Consider the following 18,224-nt stretch of genomic DNA (forward strand, 5'->3'; position numbering starts at 1 on the left):
TCTTATTTCTTTTCCCAGATAAATTCATCATCTTTTATATCCAGGACTATACTTTCATTTTCAAGAATAGCCTCGGATATAATTAATTTTGAAATTGTTTTTTTTAGATATGTTCTTACTATTCCGGCAATAGGTCTGGCTCCATATTTTTTAGAAAATCCTTTATTTGTCAGATATTCTAAAGCACTTTCTGATAAATCAAATGAAATATTTTTGATCGTTCTTAATTGTTCCTGCAAACGGTTAAGGTGCAATCTGAAAATAGCTTTGGCAATTTCTATGTTTATAGGAGCAAAAGGAACAACCTCAGTAAGACGTCCTAAAAATTCAGGTCTGAAGTGCTGGCTCATAATCTCAATTAACTGATTAGAAGTAGGCAAATGACCGCTTTCGATTTGTTCCTGAATCCATTGGCTGCCTATATTGGATGTAAAAATGATAATCGCATTCGAAAAATCACCTTCACGTCCTAATTTATCATGAACTTTTCCTTCATCCATAATTTGCAAAAATACATCATAAACAGAGCTGTGTGCTTTTTCGATCTCGTCAAAAAGCACAACTGAATACGGCTTTTGTCTAATTTTATTTACCAGCATGCCTCCTTCTTCGTAACCCACATATCCCGGAGGGGCACCATATAATAAAGCTGCGGAATGTTCTTCCTTAAATTCTGACATGTCAAATCGAATCATCGCATTTTCGTCATCAAACAATAATTCAGCAAGTGTTTTGGTTAATTCCGTCTTTCCTGTTCCTGTTGGTCCTAAAAAGAAAAATGACCCTATAGGCTGCTTTGGATTACTCAAACCACTTCGGGATTCAATAATAGCTTCTGATAATGTTTTTATAGCATGCGCCTGACCTTTTACTCTTTCCTGCAGTTTATCTTCAATGGTTAAAAGCTTCTCTTTTTCTCCGGCACTTATTTTTCCTAATGGTATTCCGGTTGCATTAGAAACAACTGCTAAAAGCTCAGATTTTGTAACCACAGTAAGTTTTTCTTTTGCTATTGTTTCAATGTCAGCAGCTAATTTTTCTATATCTTCAAAAGATACCGCTTCGTTTTTTGCTTTTTTTGAATTTTCAGACAGATCAATTTTACTGGTTACAATACAGCTTATCCTATTGTAAATTTCTTTTTCCAGCAAACTCATTCTTGACTCATCATTAGGGTCCGATTCTTTTATTTGCTCTTTTATTTTTACAATTTCAACTAGTGAATTTGCATTAGAAACAATTACAGAAGAAGCTGTTCTGTCTAATAAATCTATGGCTCCGTAAGGCAGTTTTTTTTCTTTATAAAATCGTTTCGACAAATGAATAGCTTCTTGTACAACCTCTTCATTGATCGCTATTTTATAATGTTTTTCCAGTTTATTTTTATAAATGTTCAGGCATTCAATTAGTAAAGTATAATCTAATTCTTCGATGAAAATATTTTCAAATTTTCCATTTATTGTCGTTCCTTCAATAGACTTTCTATAAGAGTCAGCATCAATTGAAGCGATAATATTAATACTGCCCTGAGTTAACTGTGTATTAATTATATTAATTACAGCATTTGATTTTGAGTTAGATGAATTTAATAATACCTGTATATCATCAATAAAGAGTATACTTTTTACATTTTTGGCTAATTTTTCAAAAATTTCAATCAGCTTTTTCGAAATTTCATTTTCACTACTGCAGTTTGCAACGAGTTTCGATACATTTAAAGACAAGACAAGTGTTTCTTCAAAAAAGTTAGGATCTGTTTCATGCAAAGAATAAATAAGATTTTTTATAATACTTGTTTTTCCAACACCAGATTCTCCAATTAATAAAATACCATGATTTTCATATCGCTCAATATTTTCAAGTATTAGTCGAACTTCTTTGTTTCTGCCAATAATTCCGCTTCCTTCTTCAACAATATCTTTTTTGTATAAAGTATCACAATAGTTAATATCGATCGTTTCCTGTTCATCATCAGGGTCTGCGAGGCTAAAACTTTTTTGATTATTTCGGAGTCCGAAATGTTTTAAAAGCTCTTTATCACTTAAGTTTAAACCATCTATTTGCTTATCACTATAAACTAATCCCGGTTTGATAATCGCTATAAAAACACAAAAAGCGTCGATAGAATCTGATCCTAACCTAATTTTGTTGAAATTCGATTCTGTAAAAACATGCTCAACTTCAGTATCACTCGTAACAATATTATCATTGTTTTGAGACGAAGTATAGACTTCCTTTCTTACATCAAACCATTCTTTTATATATTCAATATCTTTTGACAGACTTTTTAATACTTCTACTAATCCTGTTGGTTCAAATAATAATGCGTAAGCTAAATGAGCAACACCATACGTACTATGCCCATCCTGAATGGCTAATGATTTAGCAGATTTAATTGCAGATAATAAGCTTGGACTATAATCTAGTTCGTTCATAAATTTAGTTTATTGTAATTTGAAATGGTATGTTCATAACAGATTGTTTTTCTAAGGTTTCTTTTAAAAACAATCCTATTTTTTGCTTATTTTCTATCTGTAAAGCATATTTATCCTGCAAAACAACTTCAACATCAATGGTTCTAAACACTCCTTGTTTTCTTTGGTTACTAATCCCTACTCCATCTGTAATTAATACTTCTTTTGTAATATCTCTTAAATGATATTGTACCGCTGATTTTATATCTTGTTTGGTTACTAATCGTTCTTTTGATAAAAAACCATATCGAAGGTTGATTAGTTTTTCTACTTTGTTATTTCTATAAATACCACCAATTGAACTTGTCTCAAAAATGGTCGAATCCTGAGCTAATTCAGATAAAATGGTTTGTTTTAAAATGGTACCTTTTTTTAAGTTGTTAGCAGCATGTCCGTTTGAAGTCCAATATGAGCAATAAAGAATTTTAGATTTATCCGTTTCATGAATCAAAGCATATACCTCTTCTTCGCTCACATGACTGTAACTGCTATTAATTTTGCTTTCTATGGAATTAATCTCTTCATTGATTTTAGTCATCGTAGCATCAATATAATCCGCATTGATATTAGAAAATGAACTAATATCTTCTCTTAATGCACGTGCTAATTTTTTAAGAAAGAATTTTGCAGTTCTTGAATCATAATTTTCTAATCCTCCGTAAAAGATGGTAAATGTGTTTGCAGTTATAGAATTAGCCTGTTTAATACCATTCGTAAATTCAGTATTCTTTTCGTTAAAAATTTTCATTACATCAAGAAAATGGGTATTTCTCTCTGCTTTCATAGGAAATAAACGTCCTTCTATCTGTGCATTATGAACTCTGTTATTTAACTTTCTGTTGACTATTGGGAATGTGTTTATTTTTATCTGAATTTTATCAAGCTCTTTTTTAGAAAAGATTTCAGGAAATATAAACTCTAACCAAATCAATCCTGTATTTTTTTTGCCTGATTTCAGTTCTTCTTTTTCAATTTGAAATTTGTCTAATATCGATTCGTAAATCAGATTATCAGGGTTTAGTTTCAATTTATAAATAAAATTTTTATAAAATGATTTTACAGCCTCTGTATAATGTTTGTTGTCCTGAACCTCATCAAAAGTTTCATTTTCTATTTCAATAAAATTTCCTAAAGTATCTTTTACAGTAACAAATTGCAGAAAAGCATCCAGCGATGAATTTTCAGTTAGAAATGTAAATTTTAAGGAATTTAGTTTTTCCAGATTTTCTTTTGAAATATCTAATCCAACCCATATACGATGGTCTGAAATTTTATATTGCAGTGGTAAATGTTTCACATTTTTTAAAGAATCAATCAAAAACGAGTCATACATTTGAAAACTAACCTCACCTTCTATAATATTCTCGTTGGCAAATGGAGTAAAATGAATATCGTAATCAACATTATTGGCTGCACTTGATTTTACCACAAATTCATTATCATCATTCAATATAACAACACCATTTGTTGCAGTTGTACTTGCCAGAGCATGAGCAGGCATGGGTAAATTCCATTGACTTGGCACAATCTCCTGAGCAATACGTTCAATAATTTTATTATCAGATTCAATTCCTTCATGATATAAATAATAAAGTTCATGAACAAAAACATCTAATAACAACATCACCAAAGGATCTGCCATATTGATATCTTCAATTCCCCAAATTTCTAAGCACTTCTTTTGTATTCTGTTTTTTATTTCAATAAACTTGACGTCTTTCATAACTTATTCTATTGTGAAATTGGGCTTATATTCAATTTTGTGTGAAAACTAAATGGGATTAGACTTTCAATAATGGAACCTTTTACGACTATGTTTGCTTTTCTTCTAATACTTGAACTTAGTTCCTTATCATCAATTTCGTCGAGGGAAATACTAACCTCACTTAGCGATAATCTTTTCTCAAATTCAGCAATTGACTTTAACAAGGATTTTCTAACTAAATCTTCCCAGTCTCTTTTCTTGATATGCTGATTAAATTCCAAATCCCAGATAATAGATCCATAGCTTGGTGTCTCTGGGATCTCTCCAAAAGATGTTGTAATTATCATCATAATATTATAAGCAATCGATTCTTCGATCTTACAAAAATTATCCTGCGAACCTCTCAATAAAGACTTAAAATTTACTGGGTATTTTAGGTATTTCATCTTTAGACAGCAATTATTGTTTTTTTAACAGATTATCAACTTTAATTTTTTTTTAACACACCGTCACAAAAATCTAAATAAAATACTTACAAATCAACATTATTTTAAAGTTTTTTTTTATTAGTTTTACAAAATTAACTAAAAATCTTATAAAATTATGAGCATGTTCAATTATGGTATTGGTGGCAATGAAGTAAAGGTTGATGCCAATGAATCAATTTTAGAAATTCCTTCAAACAGAACATTACTGATTCAAAAACTTACAAATGAGCAACCGGTCGGCCCCGAAGCTGTGTATGATTTGCAAACTGTAGAAGCTGTTTTTGAGAAGTACAAACCTAGCGTAGATTTTGATTTTATTACTGAAGAAGGATCTGATTTAAGCGAGTCAATGGTGTTTCAAAACCTGGGTGATTTTGGAGCAAAATCAATAAAAGAAAACAGTCCTTTTCTGAATAAATTAAACACAGAAAAAGAACAAGCTTATAAAATTGTACGCCAATTATCCAGTAACAGAGGTTTAATAAAAGCCATTCAGGATCCTGCTGTCAAAGAAGCAATAATAGAATTACTTGAAAACGCTAAGAATGAAATTAACAACAAACAATAAATATGGCAACTCAAACTAAAGAACAAAAAAGTCACGGTTCTTCAACCGAACAATTGCTACAAGAAGCTCCAAGCAGCAAAATAAACTTATTAAATGAATACGGAGGTTTTGCCTTTTTAGAAAACGTAATCGACGGATTATCAAACTTAAACCCTACAAGAAAAGCCAGAAAAAATATTTTCCTGAATGATGCTCAGTGGGAAAGTGAGAGAACAACTCTTAACAACAGACTTGATTTATGGTTAGATTTACTAAAAGGCAACAATTCTGTTGAATCTATGATCGAAGTAGCAAATGCAAAAGCTACATCTGCAGATGCAACTTTAAATAAGAATTTAAAATATGCTTTAAATACTTCAAGAGAGCTTGAAACATCCTATAGAAGTGTCGCTTTATTCTATAAAAATGCGGAAAGTGACAAAATTAAAAACGTAACAATTGTAAATGCTGATATCTCTCAATTGAAAGATTTAGATAATACTTTGTTTATTGATTATGTTTCAAATGAACTAAAACAAAATTTTGACAGATTAGATTTAAGAAAAAACTATTCTATTCTTTCTGTACCTGGTTATTTAGGTTCTAATGCAGTCTTAGACAAATGGTCTAAAATAGCACACGAAAACAAAACCGTATTATTAACTGATTTTCAAGATCTTGAAACTCCAGATGATGTTATAGATATTTTCTTTAATGCCAATCATACAGGTGGTGACGTCTATAAATCAAACACAATTATGACTTGTAACTATTTGCTGGGAAGAAGCAAATATGATGAAGTTGGAGAAGAAGATAATTTATATGTACCACCATCAACTTCATTAGCTGGTAAAATATATAAAACTCTAATGTCTCAGGTAGTTGCCGGTAAAAAATTTGGAGGCCTTAATGAAGTCGAAAGTGTTCGTTTTGATTTGAAAAAAAGCGAAATTTCCGAAATCGAAAAAATGGGATTAGTACCGATGGTTAACGAATATAGCAAAATAATGGCTTTCTCTGCTAAAACATTATTTAACGGAGACAATTTAGGCTTGCAAACCTATTCAGTAGTTAGAGTATTTGACCATATTACAAAAGTACTTTTCGATTTCTTAAACAGAAGAGCTTTTGAGAATTGGACTACCAGAACAGAAGCTGATTTAAGAAGCCAGATTATTAAGTTTTTAGATGGTATTAAAGGCCCAACTAACTTAATCGAAAAATTTACAGTAATGAAAATTGAGCAGGATAAAACTCAAAAGGACAGAATTTTACTGGACATTCATATCACTCCTTATTTCCCTGCAAAAAGCTTTGTAATCCAGTTGGACGGACACAAAGGAGATGGTCCGGAAGAAGCAGTTTGGCATAGTGATTATAAACAGGTATAATTAATTTCTCTTTACCAAAAAGATATTTTTAATTAAGCCGTAAACGATGTATAATTTACGTCTTAAACAACCTATACTACAGAACTAAACTATTTAGTACTACTATAAAAAAACGCTAAGAAATACTCTTAGCGTTTTTTATATTTTTAATCTAAAACCAGACCTATCTGACCATCATCATCTAACTCTGTTTCAACCGAATCATCTTCTGATAATTCTGGTTTTTCCGGAACTTCTTCCACAGGTTCTTCGTATGGCAACGGATCTAATAAATTAACCTGTTTTAATTTATCTGTTGTTAATTGATTACCTAAGGCTTTAAAACCTTTTACGGCTATAAAATCTTCTACATCAATATGCAAATCTTCTTTTTGCACTCCTTTTACTTTAGCAAAAACCAATTGCGCCACCGGACGATAATCTGTTGATACAATTTCTAATTGCGAATTTGGATGATCTGTAATGAAGCTTTCTTCTTTACCTTCATTTTCGACAAGGAAACGTTTCAGGAAATAACGCTCTTTTTCACCATCATAATAAATAGCAGAAATTGGTTTCTTAGGTTTCCATTTTTCCAAAACAATCATATCTTCCTCAAAGTGAGTAGATAATTCAGGAATAATCACTTTCAATTTACCTGCCTGACTAATTATCAGGATTTTATCACTTGGTTTAAATTCTCCTAACAATTCTCCTCTGGCATCAACATTTAAACGTTTTACAGTATCATCAAACCAGACTTTTCTTGGTAATAAAGTCGAAATTCCTTTCTCTTTTAATTCGATTTTCTTAATTGGGTATTTAGTAACCAGATTCCCTTTAGAACCACGTCCTTTAATCGCTAACTTAGCAAAATCAATATCGAATTTCAATTTCTTGATAGTTCCAACCTGACGAAGTAAAATAGTCACTACCTCAGCTTCTCCATTTGGATTGTGTGAAAAATAAACCACCTGAGAGCCGTTTGTACCATTCGTTAAATCATAGGCTTTATCCCTTGTTACACCGGTAACATTAAAACGTTTTATATAAGATGGGCCTGATTTACCATCACGGTACATCATATTATAAATGGTACGTTTATCGTTTTTATCAAAAACTGCAGCGTGTATAATGTCTTTTCCAATAAAAGTTTTGGCGTCTACTTTTGTTATCATTAATGTTCCGTCTCTTAAGAACACAATAACATCATCAATATCAGAACAATCACCTACGTATTCGTCTTTCTTTAAACTCGTTCCAACAAAACCTTCCTCGCGGTTTACATAAAGTTTTGTGTTACGTAAAACTACTTTTGTAGCTTCAACATTATCAAAGACACGAAGTTCAGTCTGACGCTCACGGCCTTTTCCGTATTTCTCTTTTAATTTAGTAAAATACAAAATGGCAAAATCAGTAAGATGCTCCAAATTATGCTCCACCTCTTTCATTTCTTCTTCTAACCTTGAAATCAAGTCATCAGCTTTATCAGAATCGAAGCGCGTAATACGAATCATCGGAATCTGAGTCAATCTCTGTAAATCGTCATCATTGATTTCTCTAACGAATGATTTTTTGAAAGGCTCAAAACGATCGTATAAATATTTGTAAAGTGATTCTCTGTCTCCGTATAATTTGAAGTCAATATACATTTCTTCACGAATGAATATTTTTTCTAAAGTAGAGAAATGCCATTTGTTTTTTAACTCTTCTAACTGAATTTCTAATTCCTGACGTAATAAATCAACTGTTCTGTGTGTTGAAATTTTCAACATTTCAGAAACACCAATAAATAATGGTTTGTTGTCTTCAATAACACAACCTAAAGGCGCTACAGAAGTTTCGCAGGCTGTAAATGCAAATAAAGCATCAATTGTTTTATCTGGAGAAACGCCCGGGAAAAGGTGAATTAAAATCTCAACATCTGCTGCTGTATTGTCTTCAATTTTTTTGATTTTGATTTTACCTTTTTCATTGGCTTTCAAAATACTGTCAATCAAGGTCGTAGTATTGGTCGAAAACGGTATTTGCGTTATCACCAATGTATTTTTGTCTAATTGAGCAATTTTAGCACGTACACGCACACGTCCACCACGAAGACCATCATTATAATTTGACACATCGGCAATACCTTGTGTCATGAAATCAGGATATAATGTAAAAGCTTTTCCTTTTAAGATTTTGATTGACGCATCAATTAACTCATTGAAGTTATGAGGTAATACTTTTGTCGAAAGTCCAACCGCAATACCTTCTGCACCCTGTGCCAAAAGCAACGGAAACTTTACCGGAAGATTGTTTGGCTCTGCACGACGACCATCATACGAAACTCCCCAATCGGTAATTTTTGGAGAATATAAAACCTCCAAAGCAAATTTAGATAAACGTGCCTCAATATAACGCGAAGCTGCTGCTCCGTCTCCGGTCAAAATGTTACCCCAGTTTCCCTGGCAGTCAATCAATAAATCTTTTTGACCAATTTGTACCATAGCATCACCAATACTCGCATCTCCGTGTGGGTGATACTGCATGGTGTGCCCTACTACATTGGCAACTTTATTATAACGACCATCATCCAACTCTTTTAGAGAGTGCATAATACGACGCTGAACTGGTTTAAATCCGTCCTCGATAGCAGGAACTGCACGTTCCAGAATTACGTACGAAGCATAATCCAGAAACCAGTCTTTGTACATTCCCGTTACTTTTGTAATAACGTCTTCTCCTTCTTCTTCCTGATTTTCGTAAAAATGCTGTCCTTCGAAATTCTTCGCATCTACATTGATAATATCCTCATCATCGCCATCCAGATTGTCATCCATCAGGTTTTCATCTGAATTATTCTCGTCGTCGTTTGGAATTATGTTATCGTCTTCTTCGTCTTTCATTTAATTATATTCGAAATTATAATTTTAATCTTATTTGTTTTCAAGAAGTTTTTTCAAAACTTCTACACTTGGTAAAACGGTTTTATATTTACTGGCAAAAATTTGCTCATTGTTTTCTGGCAAAGTATATTTTACTACAGATTCGCTTTTATTTTGGCAAAGTACAATCCCAATAGTTTTGTTTTCATCTTCCAGTCGCATTTCTCTGTCATAATAATTGACATACATTTGCATCTGCCCTAAATCCTGATGTTTTAATTCTCCAATTTTCAAATCAATAAGAACAAAACATCTCAGGATTCTATTGTAAAAAACTAAATCAATTCTAAAATGTTTATCATCAAAAGTAATTCTTTCCTGTCTGGCAACAAAGGTAAAACCGTGACCTAATTCTAATAAAAATTGCTCCAGTTTATTAATGATTTCTTCTTCTAATTGAGATTCTGAATATTGATTTAATTCAGGTAATCCTAAAAACTCAAGAATATAAGGATCTTTGATAATATCTTTCGGTTTCTCGATGATCTGACCTTGCTCTGAGAGCTTTAAGATTCCTTCTTTATCTCTGCTTAAAGCTAATCGTGTATAAAGCGCTGTGTCATATTGGCGTTTTAATTCCCGAACACTCCAATTGTTTTTTTCAGATTCTATTTTGTAAAAACGTCTTTCTTTTTCATCATCAATTTTCATTAAAAAAACATAATGGGTAAAAGTCAATTTAAAAAATGACGATAATGTATGATAATCTACTTTATTAAATTCCGCAGTCAGTGACTGCGCTTTTTGAATTTGTAAAATCCTAGTCAATGACTCGGATCTTGAATAAGTCATATAGAATTGTCTTATTTGTTCCAAATTCCGAATCGAAAACCCCTTCCCAAATTCTTCTGTTAACTGCTTAGAAAGCCCTTTTAAAAGTTGTTTTCCATATTCAGCTCTATTTTTTCCGTTTTGTTCTTCTTCAACGATTATTCTTCCAATTTCAAAATAAGTAATTGTCATTGTTGAATTTACGGTACGTAAAACCTGTTGTCGGGCATTTTGTAATAACTCGGCAACTTGTTGAAAAATAACTTTATTTTGAAGACCGTCTGACAATATATTCTACTTTTAAATTCTAAACCTCCTCAAGCTCATCAATCTCAACTTTCAGGTTCTTGATAATAAACTCTTGTCTGTCCGGAGTATTTTTACCCATATAGAAAGATAATAACTGCTCTATCGAAGTATTTTTGTCCATCATAATCGGGTCCAGACGAATGGTCTCTCCAATAAAGTTTTTAAACTCATCTGGCGAAATCTCTCCTAAACCTTTAAATCGGGTGATTTCCGGTTTTGGTTTTAGTTTTTCGATAGCATCTTTTCTTTCTTCTTCAGAATAACAATAAATGGTTTCTTTTTTGTTTCGAACCCTGAAAAGTGGTGTCTGCAAAATGTACAAATGTCCTTCTTTGATTAATTCCGGGAAAAACTGAAGGAAAAATGTAATTAACAACAAACGAATGTGCATTCCGTCGACATCGGCATCGGTTGCAATTACAATGTTATTGTAACGCAATTTTTCCAATCCGTCTTCGATATCCAAAGCCGCTTGTAATAAATTGAATTCTTCATTTTCATACACAATTTTCTTTGTCATTCCGTATGAATTCAAAGGCTTACCACGTAAACTAAAAACCGCTTGTGTATTTACATCACGCGATTTGGTAATCGACCCGGAAGCCGAATCTCCCTCGGTAATAAAAAGGGTACTTTCTAAGTTTCTGGGATTTTTAGTATCTGGAAGGTGCGCACGGCAATCCCTTAATTTCTTATTGTGCAGATTGGCCTTTTTAGCACGATCTGTTGCTAATTTTCTAATTCCTGATAACTCTTTACGCTCACGTTCAGCCTGCAAAATTTTACGCAATAACGCTTCTGCTGTTGTAGGATTCTTGTGTAAATAATTATCTAGTTTGGTTTTGATAAAGTCGTTTACAAAGGTACGTACTGAAACTGGTGGTGTTCCGTCATCAGACCCCATATCTGTCGATCCTAATTTGGTTTTGGTTTGCGATTCAAAAACCGGTTCCATTACCTTAATGCTAATCGCACTTACAATGGATTTACGAACATCAGAGGCTTCAAAGTTTTTATTGTAAAACTCACGGATCGTTTTTACAATTGCTTCTCTGTAAGCAGCTAAGTGCGTTCCTCCCTGTGTAGTATTCTGACCGTTTACAAAAGAGTGATATTCTTCGCTGTATTGCGTTTTACTGTGTGTTAACGCTACTTCGATATCATGCTCTTTTAAATGGATAATTGGATATTCTAAATCATCTTCGTTAATGGTTTCTTCTAATAAATCACGAAGTCCATTTTCTGAATAGTATTTTTCACCGTTAAAAATAATCGTCAAACCATTGTTTAGGTAACAATAGTTTTTAACCATTTTGATTACATATTCTAAACGGAATTTGTAATTTTTAAAGATCGATTCATCCGGCGTAAAAGTTACTTTTGTTCCTTTACGTTTTGTGGTTTCGATTATATCTTCTTCTAAAACTAAATTTCCCGCAGAAAATTCAGCTGCTTTCTGTTTCTCATCACGAACAGATTCTACTCTGAAATAATTTGAAAGTGCATTTACTGCTTTTGTTCCGACACCGTTCAGACCTACTGATTTCTGGAAAGCTTTAGAATCATACTTTCCTCCGGTATTCATTTTCGAAACTACATCAACTACTTTTCCTAACGGAATTCCACGTCCGTAATCACGAACAGAAACCGTTTTATCTTTTATCGTTACTTCAATAGTTTTTCCTGAGCCCATTACAAACTCATCGATACAGTTGTCTAAAACCTCTTTTAAAAGGATATAGATACCGTCATCCGGCGAAGATCCGTCTCCCAATTTCCCGATATACATTCCGGGACGCATACGGATATGTTCTTTCCAATCGAGTGATCGAATATTATCTTCGGTATATTGATTTTGCTCTAGCATAAAGTAAATTGGATTTTTGGCTAATGTACCATTTATCGGTAAAAAATGAAAGCGTATTATTTCTTTTGTTATGAATAATAACAGGTTTAAATTCTATTTAAATTGATTTTAAAATAATACGGGTGCTAAAAATATAAAAAATCAGTCTTGAAACAAAAAAATACTATTGAATTCCCAATACCTCTTTTGCTAAAGCAATCATTTCAGGTGTTCCTGTATTTTTATTTTTTTCGTCTGAAAGCTTCACAACTCCCTGCCAATGTGTGTTATCAAGTTTGACTTCTGTTAGTTTTATAACCATATTCATTGAAGGCAACCCTACATCATTGGTAAAATTAGTACCAATACCAAATGACATTTTGATCTTGTCTTTACAAAAATCTGTTATCGCTTTTACCTTATCGTAATTTAATGAATCAGAAAAAACAATAACTTTCGATTTTGGGTCGATTCCCATTTTGGTGTAATGCGAAATTACTTTTTGTGCAAACTCAATTGGATCACCGCTGTCATGACGAACACCATCAAAAAGTTTGGAGTATTTTTTATCGAATTGTTCGAAAAAAACATCTGTTGTATAAGTATCTGTCAAGGCAATTCCGAGATCGCCGCCATAAACCTGTGTCCAGTGTTCCAGGCTAATTAGGTTTGCCATTTTAAACCCGTATTGCGCAGCATGAAACATAAACCATTCATGCGCATGTGTACCTAACGGACGAATATTATTGACCATTGCAAAATGCACATTACTGGTTCCTATAAAACTTTCTGAACCAAAAGTGTGCAATGTTTCGTTTATCAGAACATGCACATCGTAAGAATGACGACGTCTTGTGCCAAATTCCAGAATCGAAACTCCTAATGTATTATAATTGTCGATTTTATTTTTGGTCAACGTTTTTATCGCCTCATCGTTTAAACGAATTAAATGATTTGACTTATAAAAAAGCTCCGAGATTAAAGCCATTAACGGCACTTCCCACAAAATTGTTCTATACCAGAAACCTTCGATGGTAACTTTTATTTCTGAACCTTGCTGTGTAATTTCAACTTCAGACGGATCAAAATTATATCCTTGTAAAAAATCTAAATAGGTAGGATCAAGATAAGGACAATATTTCGCCAAATATTGTTTTTCGTTTTTGGTGAGTCGTAAATCAGCCATAGCGTCTACTGCTTGTCGAAGCAAATCAGCAAAACCGGGAGGGAAAATATGTTTTCCTCTATTTATAAAACCGTAATGCACTTTTGCTTTTGGAAAAAGCTTTATTACGGCATGTTGCATCGTAAATTTATAGAAATCATTATCTAAAATTGATTTCAGAAAAGTTGTTTCCATATTCAGGTTTCCTATAATATTCTTAATGGTTAAAGATACGGCAAATCAGTAAAAGAAGAAAAAGCTTTTAAATAAAGATCCTGATTAATTTATTTTGAAACAATTTTAAAAGAAACAATACTAGCCGTATCCAGATAAATAGTGACATAATCGCCTATACTCTTATCATAAGTAATCTGAAACTCAAGACCTCCGCGTTTTTCTTTTGCATTTTGAATTTTGACAGCCTGATTTTTTCTATTGAGATAGAAAATCACATCTGACTTTGAAACATTTTTAATTTCAACGTTTATTTTATCTCCGTATTTTGCTTCAACAATTCCGCTATCAGGAGATTTTATCTTGTAATCGCCTTCAATTGTTTTATTATAAATTAAAGGTCCGTTGAGAAAATCTTCTTTGCTTAATCTGTTACCTAAATAAGAACCGGAATCAGGAAAATGTTTGGCAAAAAAATAATCCGGATCAGTATCAAAATAAACCGGTGTAAAGTCATTTACCATTCTGCCTTTACTGCTATCATAATATCCTTGTCCCCAGGTAACATCTATTAATATCCACTTTTTATCAATCAAAACTATATTCCAGGCATGATTAGAATAGGTGTTTTTTCTGCCAATATCAGCTAATCTTATTTTAGAGTCTCCACGAATTATTTCTGATTTCAAGCCTGTTAATTCTGCTAAATACTGATATAAAGCTGTAAAACCTTCACAAACTGCTTTTTGAGAATTGAATGTTTTTTGAATAAGTTTATTATTAAGCTGCTGAATCTTTCTTTGTTTTTCTGCCTCTGTCGAATAACTAAAACCTTGTGTTCTTGGCGGATTTAAAAAAGTAGCATAATCATATTTTATATTAAAAGCAATCCAGTCATAAATCGCTCTTGCTCTGTCATAATCAGAAGAAAAGTCACTTTTGATTTTGTCTGCTAATTTTTCCGGACTGCTAAAACTTTTTGGATATTTGGCAACAGTCCTGTCAACTTCATTGTATTTTTGAGCATAAGATGAAGACAGGAAAACGGTATTTAGGAAAAGAAATAGGATTACGAAATTTTGTCTTTTCATTGAATTAGAAAGAAGCTTTAATAATGTCTTGCAATTCTTTATCTAACTCTTTATTTGAAATTTTATTTTCTTCTAAATTAAAATTTGCATTAAAAACCGGTAGTGAGAAAGTAGCTTTGATTTGAGCACCATATCTTGGTAAAGCATTATTGGCAATTTCTAAAACTGATGCCCCGCCTCTTGCTCCTGGTGAAGTAGCTAATAATAAGGTCGGTTTTTGCTGAAATACTTCTTTCATGATCCTTGAACTCCAATCAAAAAGATTCTTGAAGGCAGCTGAATAGTTTCCGTTATTTTCAGCCAGAGAAATGACCAAAATATCTGCACTTGCAATTTTAGCCAGAAATGCTTTTGCAAGTTCATGCTGACCGATTTCTTTTTCTAAGTCAACACTAAACAAAGGCATCGCAAAATCATTTAGATCCAAAACCTCAACTTCTGCATTTTCGAATAAACTGGCGGCATAAGTTGCTAAATGTTTGTTGATAGATTGTGTACTATTACTTCCTCCAAAGGCTATAATTTTCATAAAGGTGCTTTTTAATATTTCAAACTATGTAAGCTATATAAGTTCATTTAAAAATACTTTTTTAAACTTCCTTATTTCATTACAAAGATACAATTCTGTTCCTTTATTCAGGTAAAACTTTTATTACCTTAAATTACTTATAGGGTTAAAATTTTATTTCGTTTCGATTTCAAAAATTTCTTTTTGTATTTCTACCGAGTATTCATTCGGATAAATTTTACCTCCATAAGATTTAGCATATACTTTGGTAAATTCTGCTCCAAAATACAGAATTATAGCTGAATAATATACCCAAACCAGAATAATAATTACAGAACCCGCTGCACCGTATACTGAGGCAACTGTTGAACTTCCTAAATAAAAACCTATGGCAAACTTACCAATCATAAATAATATCGCCGTTACTGTTGATCCGATAAAAGCATCTTTCCATCTTATTTTTCCATCGGGTAATGTTCTGAAAATGATAGCAAAAAGAAGTGTAATACTAGCCAGTACAATAACAATATTGACTACGTAAAATAAATAAACGGTACTTTCAGGAAAATAAACTTTTAAACGGGCACTTAGTAAATCTAATGTAGTACTTATAAAAAGACTGACGAGCATTAAAAAACCAACTGAAGCAATCATAGAAAACGACATTAACCGGTTTTGAATGAATTTCTTAATTCCTTTATCCGGCTTTGCTCTCAAACCCCAAATAAAGTTAATTGAACTTTGAATTTCAGCAAAAACTCCCGATGCTCCAATTAACAACATCGCGATTCCAAATACAGTAGCAAAGACATTATCTCCTGATAATTGTACATTTTTTATCGCTTCCTGAATCTGACTTGCAGCTCCGTTACCCACTAATCCGTTAATTTGTCCGTACAATTGTCCTGTTACAGCATCTTCCCCAAAAAAGACCCCACAAATGGTTATAATAATAATCAATAAAGGCGGCAAGGCAAATATGGTATAATAGGATAATGCAGCACTGAGTTTAATGGCATTGTCATCATTAAATTCTAAAAAGGTATTCTTGAGCAGAAACCATGTTTTGGAGAGTATATTTTTTATTTTCACGATAGTTCTGATTTTTAGATATTCTCTCAAATTTAAGAATTTATGAAAAATTTAGAATTCTCGTTTTTTTGTCAAATTTTACATTTTTACCATGTTTGCCCTAAATACCCCAGATTGAAACGGAAAGCATTTTTTATGAATTTATATTTTTTGTGGCGATAAAAAAGCGACTGAAAGAAGCTCTTTTTATGCCCTGCAAAAAAATAAATTCAGGAAAAATCCTGGAGTGTAAAGCTGGATTAGGTACTAAAAAATAATATTCAGAAGGCTTCGACTCTGCTCAGCCTGACAATGTTTCTACTTAGCCTAACAATCCATAACTTAAGATTTAGATAAAAAAAACTGCTGGATTCCTCCAGCAGTTCTCTCTATTTTCTTTGTTCTTAATTCTATTTTCTAAAAAAGATTAAACGTTGAAACGGAAGTGCATTACATCACCATCCTTTACAACATATTCTTTTCCTTCGACTTTAAATTTTCCTGCTTCTTTAGCTTTTGCTTCAGAACCGTACTGAACGTAATCTTCGTATGAAATTACCTCTGCACGAATAAATCCTTTTTCAAAATCAGTATGGATAACTCCTGCTGCTTGTGGTGCTGTTGCCCCAATATTGATGGTCCAGGCACGCACTTCTTTTACACCAGCAGTAAAGTAAGTTTGTTGTTTTAATAATTTGTAAGCTGCACGAATTAAAACTGATGCTCCCGGCTCAGTTAATCCCATATCTTCAAGGAAAACCTGACGCTCTTCGTAGCTTTCTAATTCAGTAATATCTGCCTCTGCCCCTACTGAAAGAATAATTACCTCAGCATCTTCATCTTTTACTAATTCACGAACCTGATCAACATATTTATTTCCGTTTACCGCTGAATTTTCGTCAACATTACAAACGTATAACACTGGTTTTGCCGTAATTAACTGAAAAGATTCCATTAAAACTTCTTCATCATTACCTTGAGGAAAAATAGTACGAGCTGATTTAGCCTGTAATAATGATTCTCTGATTCTGTCTAAAAGTGCTTTTTCAGTTTGCGCTTCTTTGTTTCCGGTTTTAGCGGCACGGTTTACTTTTTCTAAACGTTTTTCAACAGTTTCTAAGTCTTTCAATTGTAACTCGATATCAATCGTTTCTTTATCACGAATTGGGTTTACGTTTCCGTCAACGTGAACAATGTTATCGTTATCAAAACAACGTAAAACGTGAATAATAGCATTACACTCTCTAATGTTTCCTAAAAACTGGTTTCCAAGACCTTCACCCTTGCTTGCACCTTTTACTAAACCTGCGATATCAACAATATCAACGGTTGCCATTTGTACACGCTCTGGTTTTACCAATTCTTCTAACTTATTGATTCTTGGGTCCGGAACGTTTACAACTCCAATATTAGGCTCAATTGTACAAAATGGAAAGTTGGCACTTTGCGCTTTTGCATTAGATAAACAATTAAATAATGTTGATTTTCCAACATTTGGTAATCCTACAATTCCTGCTTTCATCTGTTGTTTCTGTTTGTTTTTATTTGATCCTGATTCTTTTCAGGTCTTCATTAATACTACTGCTTTAACTATTAAAAGCCTGGCTTAATGATATGTAATATTATGTCTTGCAATTTTATTTCTGCCAAAATGATATTTTTTGGCTTTAAAATTTTGCAAATATAAGATTTAATAGCTCTTAACCGAAGTAAAAATGACGATTAATGCATTTTAAAACACCTTCTTTAAAAAATTTAAACTTTTTGTTATGATTTTG

13 protein-coding genes are annotated in these 18,224 nt (G+C 32.5%); 2 read left to right on the forward strand and 11 right to left on the reverse strand.

The genetic code is table 11. The annotated features are described in order from the left end of the window. Positions 1–2: 2 nt before the first annotated feature. From A4F88_RS04475 to A4F88_RS04485, 3 genes are read right to left on the reverse strand one after another with little or no spacing between them, the layout of a single operon-like run. Positions 3–2,435, reverse strand: coding sequence for an AAA family ATPase (locus A4F88_RS04475; protein ID WP_068841301.1), 2,433 nt, complete (start codon positions 2,433–2,435; stop codon positions 3–5). A gap of 4 nt (positions 2,436–2,439) precedes the next feature. Beyond that, the gene (locus A4F88_RS04480) at positions 2,440–4,197 is read right to left on the reverse strand and encodes a hypothetical protein (protein ID WP_068841302.1); all 1,758 of its coding nucleotides are present in this window, start codon (positions 4,195–4,197) and stop codon (positions 2,440–2,442) included. Between the two features lie 8 nt (positions 4,198–4,205). Further along, on the reverse strand, positions 4,206–4,625 hold the full coding sequence (locus A4F88_RS04485) for a GPW/gp25 family protein (protein WP_068841303.1): 420 nt from the start codon (positions 4,623–4,625) through the stop codon (positions 4,206–4,208). A 157-nt stretch (positions 4,626–4,782) separates the two neighbouring features. Between A4F88_RS04485 and A4F88_RS04490 the strand changes: the two genes are divergently transcribed. Together A4F88_RS04490 and A4F88_RS04495 are read left to right on the forward strand one after the other, a co-directional pair. Continuing rightward, positions 4,783–5,235: a type VI secretion system contractile sheath small subunit gene (locus A4F88_RS04490; RefSeq protein WP_068841304.1), complete on the forward strand. Its 453-nt coding sequence runs from the start codon at positions 4,783–4,785 to the stop codon at positions 5,233–5,235. Between the two features lie 2 nt (positions 5,236–5,237). After that, positions 5,238–6,605, forward strand: a complete 1,368-nt coding sequence (locus tag A4F88_RS04495; protein ID WP_068841305.1) for a DUF5458 family protein — start codon at positions 5,238–5,240, stop codon at positions 6,603–6,605. A gap of 146 nt (positions 6,606–6,751) precedes the next feature. On the opposite strand, the gene A4F88_RS04500 is transcribed toward A4F88_RS04495, so the two are convergent. The 8 genes from A4F88_RS04500 to ychF all read right to left on the reverse strand — a co-directional run bounded on the left by A4F88_RS04500 (position 6,752) and on the right by ychF (position 17,968). Continuing rightward, positions 6,752–9,472, reverse strand: coding sequence for a DNA gyrase/topoisomerase IV subunit A (locus A4F88_RS04500; RefSeq protein WP_068841306.1), 2,721 nt, complete (start codon positions 9,470–9,472; stop codon positions 6,752–6,754). A gap of 30 nt (positions 9,473–9,502) precedes the next feature. Next, positions 9,503–10,570 (reverse strand): PDDEXK nuclease domain-containing protein, encoded by a 1,068-nt coding sequence (locus A4F88_RS04505; protein WP_068841307.1) that lies wholly within the window; start codon positions 10,568–10,570, stop codon positions 9,503–9,505. 19 nt (positions 10,571–10,589) lie between these two features. After that, positions 10,590–12,458, reverse strand: coding sequence for a DNA topoisomerase IV subunit B (locus A4F88_RS04510; RefSeq protein WP_068841308.1), 1,869 nt, complete (start codon positions 12,456–12,458; stop codon positions 10,590–10,592). Positions 12,459–12,621: 163 nt separating this feature from the next. Next, positions 12,622–13,797, reverse strand: coding sequence for a nicotinate phosphoribosyltransferase (pncB, locus tag A4F88_RS04515; protein WP_068841309.1), 1,176 nt, complete (start codon positions 13,795–13,797; stop codon positions 12,622–12,624). Between the two features lie 89 nt (positions 13,798–13,886). Beyond that, positions 13,887–14,867 (reverse strand): transglutaminase domain-containing protein, encoded by a 981-nt coding sequence (locus A4F88_RS04520; RefSeq protein WP_068841310.1) that lies wholly within the window; start codon positions 14,865–14,867, stop codon positions 13,887–13,889. A gap of 4 nt (positions 14,868–14,871) precedes the next feature. Continuing rightward, entirely contained in the window at positions 14,872–15,396 is a 525-nt protein-coding gene (locus tag A4F88_RS04525; RefSeq protein WP_068841311.1) for an NADPH-dependent FMN reductase, read from the reverse strand. A 153-nt stretch (positions 15,397–15,549) separates the two neighbouring features. Beyond that, positions 15,550–16,467 carry a YihY/virulence factor BrkB family protein gene (locus A4F88_RS04530; protein WP_068841312.1) on the reverse strand — a complete coding sequence of 306 codons (918 nt, stop codon included), beginning with the start codon at positions 16,465–16,467 and terminating at the stop codon, positions 15,550–15,552. 406 nt (positions 16,468–16,873) lie between these two features. After that, positions 16,874–17,968 carry a redox-regulated ATPase YchF gene (gene ychF, locus A4F88_RS04535; protein ID WP_068841313.1) on the reverse strand — a complete coding sequence of 365 codons (1,095 nt, stop codon included), beginning with the start codon at positions 17,966–17,968 and terminating at the stop codon, positions 16,874–16,876. Positions 17,969–18,224: the final 256 nt, after the last annotated feature.

Source organism: Flavobacterium chilense (assembly GCF_001602525.1).
Taxonomy (GTDB): domain Bacteria; phylum Bacteroidota; class Bacteroidia; order Flavobacteriales; family Flavobacteriaceae; genus Flavobacterium; species Flavobacterium chilense.

Bases quoted from the DNA above. Each gene is read 5' to 3' on its own strand.
- A4F88_RS04475 (WP_068841301.1), bottom strand. From the start codon at position 2,435: ATGAACGAACTAGATTATAGTCCAAGCTTATTATCTGCAATTAAATCT.
- A4F88_RS04480 (WP_068841302.1), bottom strand. From the start codon at position 4,197: ATGAAAGACGTCAAGTTTATTGAAATAAAAAACAGAATACAAAAGAAG.
- A4F88_RS04485 (WP_068841303.1), bottom strand. From the start codon at position 4,625: ATGAAATACCTAAAATACCCAGTAAATTTTAAGTCTTTATTGAGAGGT.
- A4F88_RS04490 (WP_068841304.1), top strand. From the start codon at position 4,783: ATGAGCATGTTCAATTATGGTATTGGTGGCAATGAAGTAAAGGTTGAT.
- A4F88_RS04495 (WP_068841305.1), top strand. From the start codon at position 5,238: ATGGCAACTCAAACTAAAGAACAAAAAAGTCACGGTTCTTCAACCGAA.
- A4F88_RS04500 (WP_068841306.1), bottom strand. From the start codon at position 9,472: ATGAAAGACGAAGAAGACGATAACATAATTCCAAACGACGACGAGAAT.
- A4F88_RS04510 (WP_068841308.1), bottom strand. From the start codon at position 12,458: ATGCTAGAGCAAAATCAATATACCGAAGATAATATTCGATCACTCGAT.
- pncB (WP_068841309.1), bottom strand. From the start codon at position 13,797: ATGGAAACAACTTTTCTGAAATCAATTTTAGATAATGATTTCTATAAA.
- A4F88_RS04520 (WP_068841310.1), bottom strand. From the start codon at position 14,867: ATGAAAAGACAAAATTTCGTAATCCTATTTCTTTTCCTAAATACCGTT.
- A4F88_RS04525 (WP_068841311.1), bottom strand. From the start codon at position 15,396: ATGAAAATTATAGCCTTTGGAGGAAGTAATAGTACACAATCTATCAAC.
- ychF (WP_068841313.1), bottom strand. From the start codon at position 17,968: ATGAAAGCAGGAATTGTAGGATTACCAAATGTTGGAAAATCAACATTA.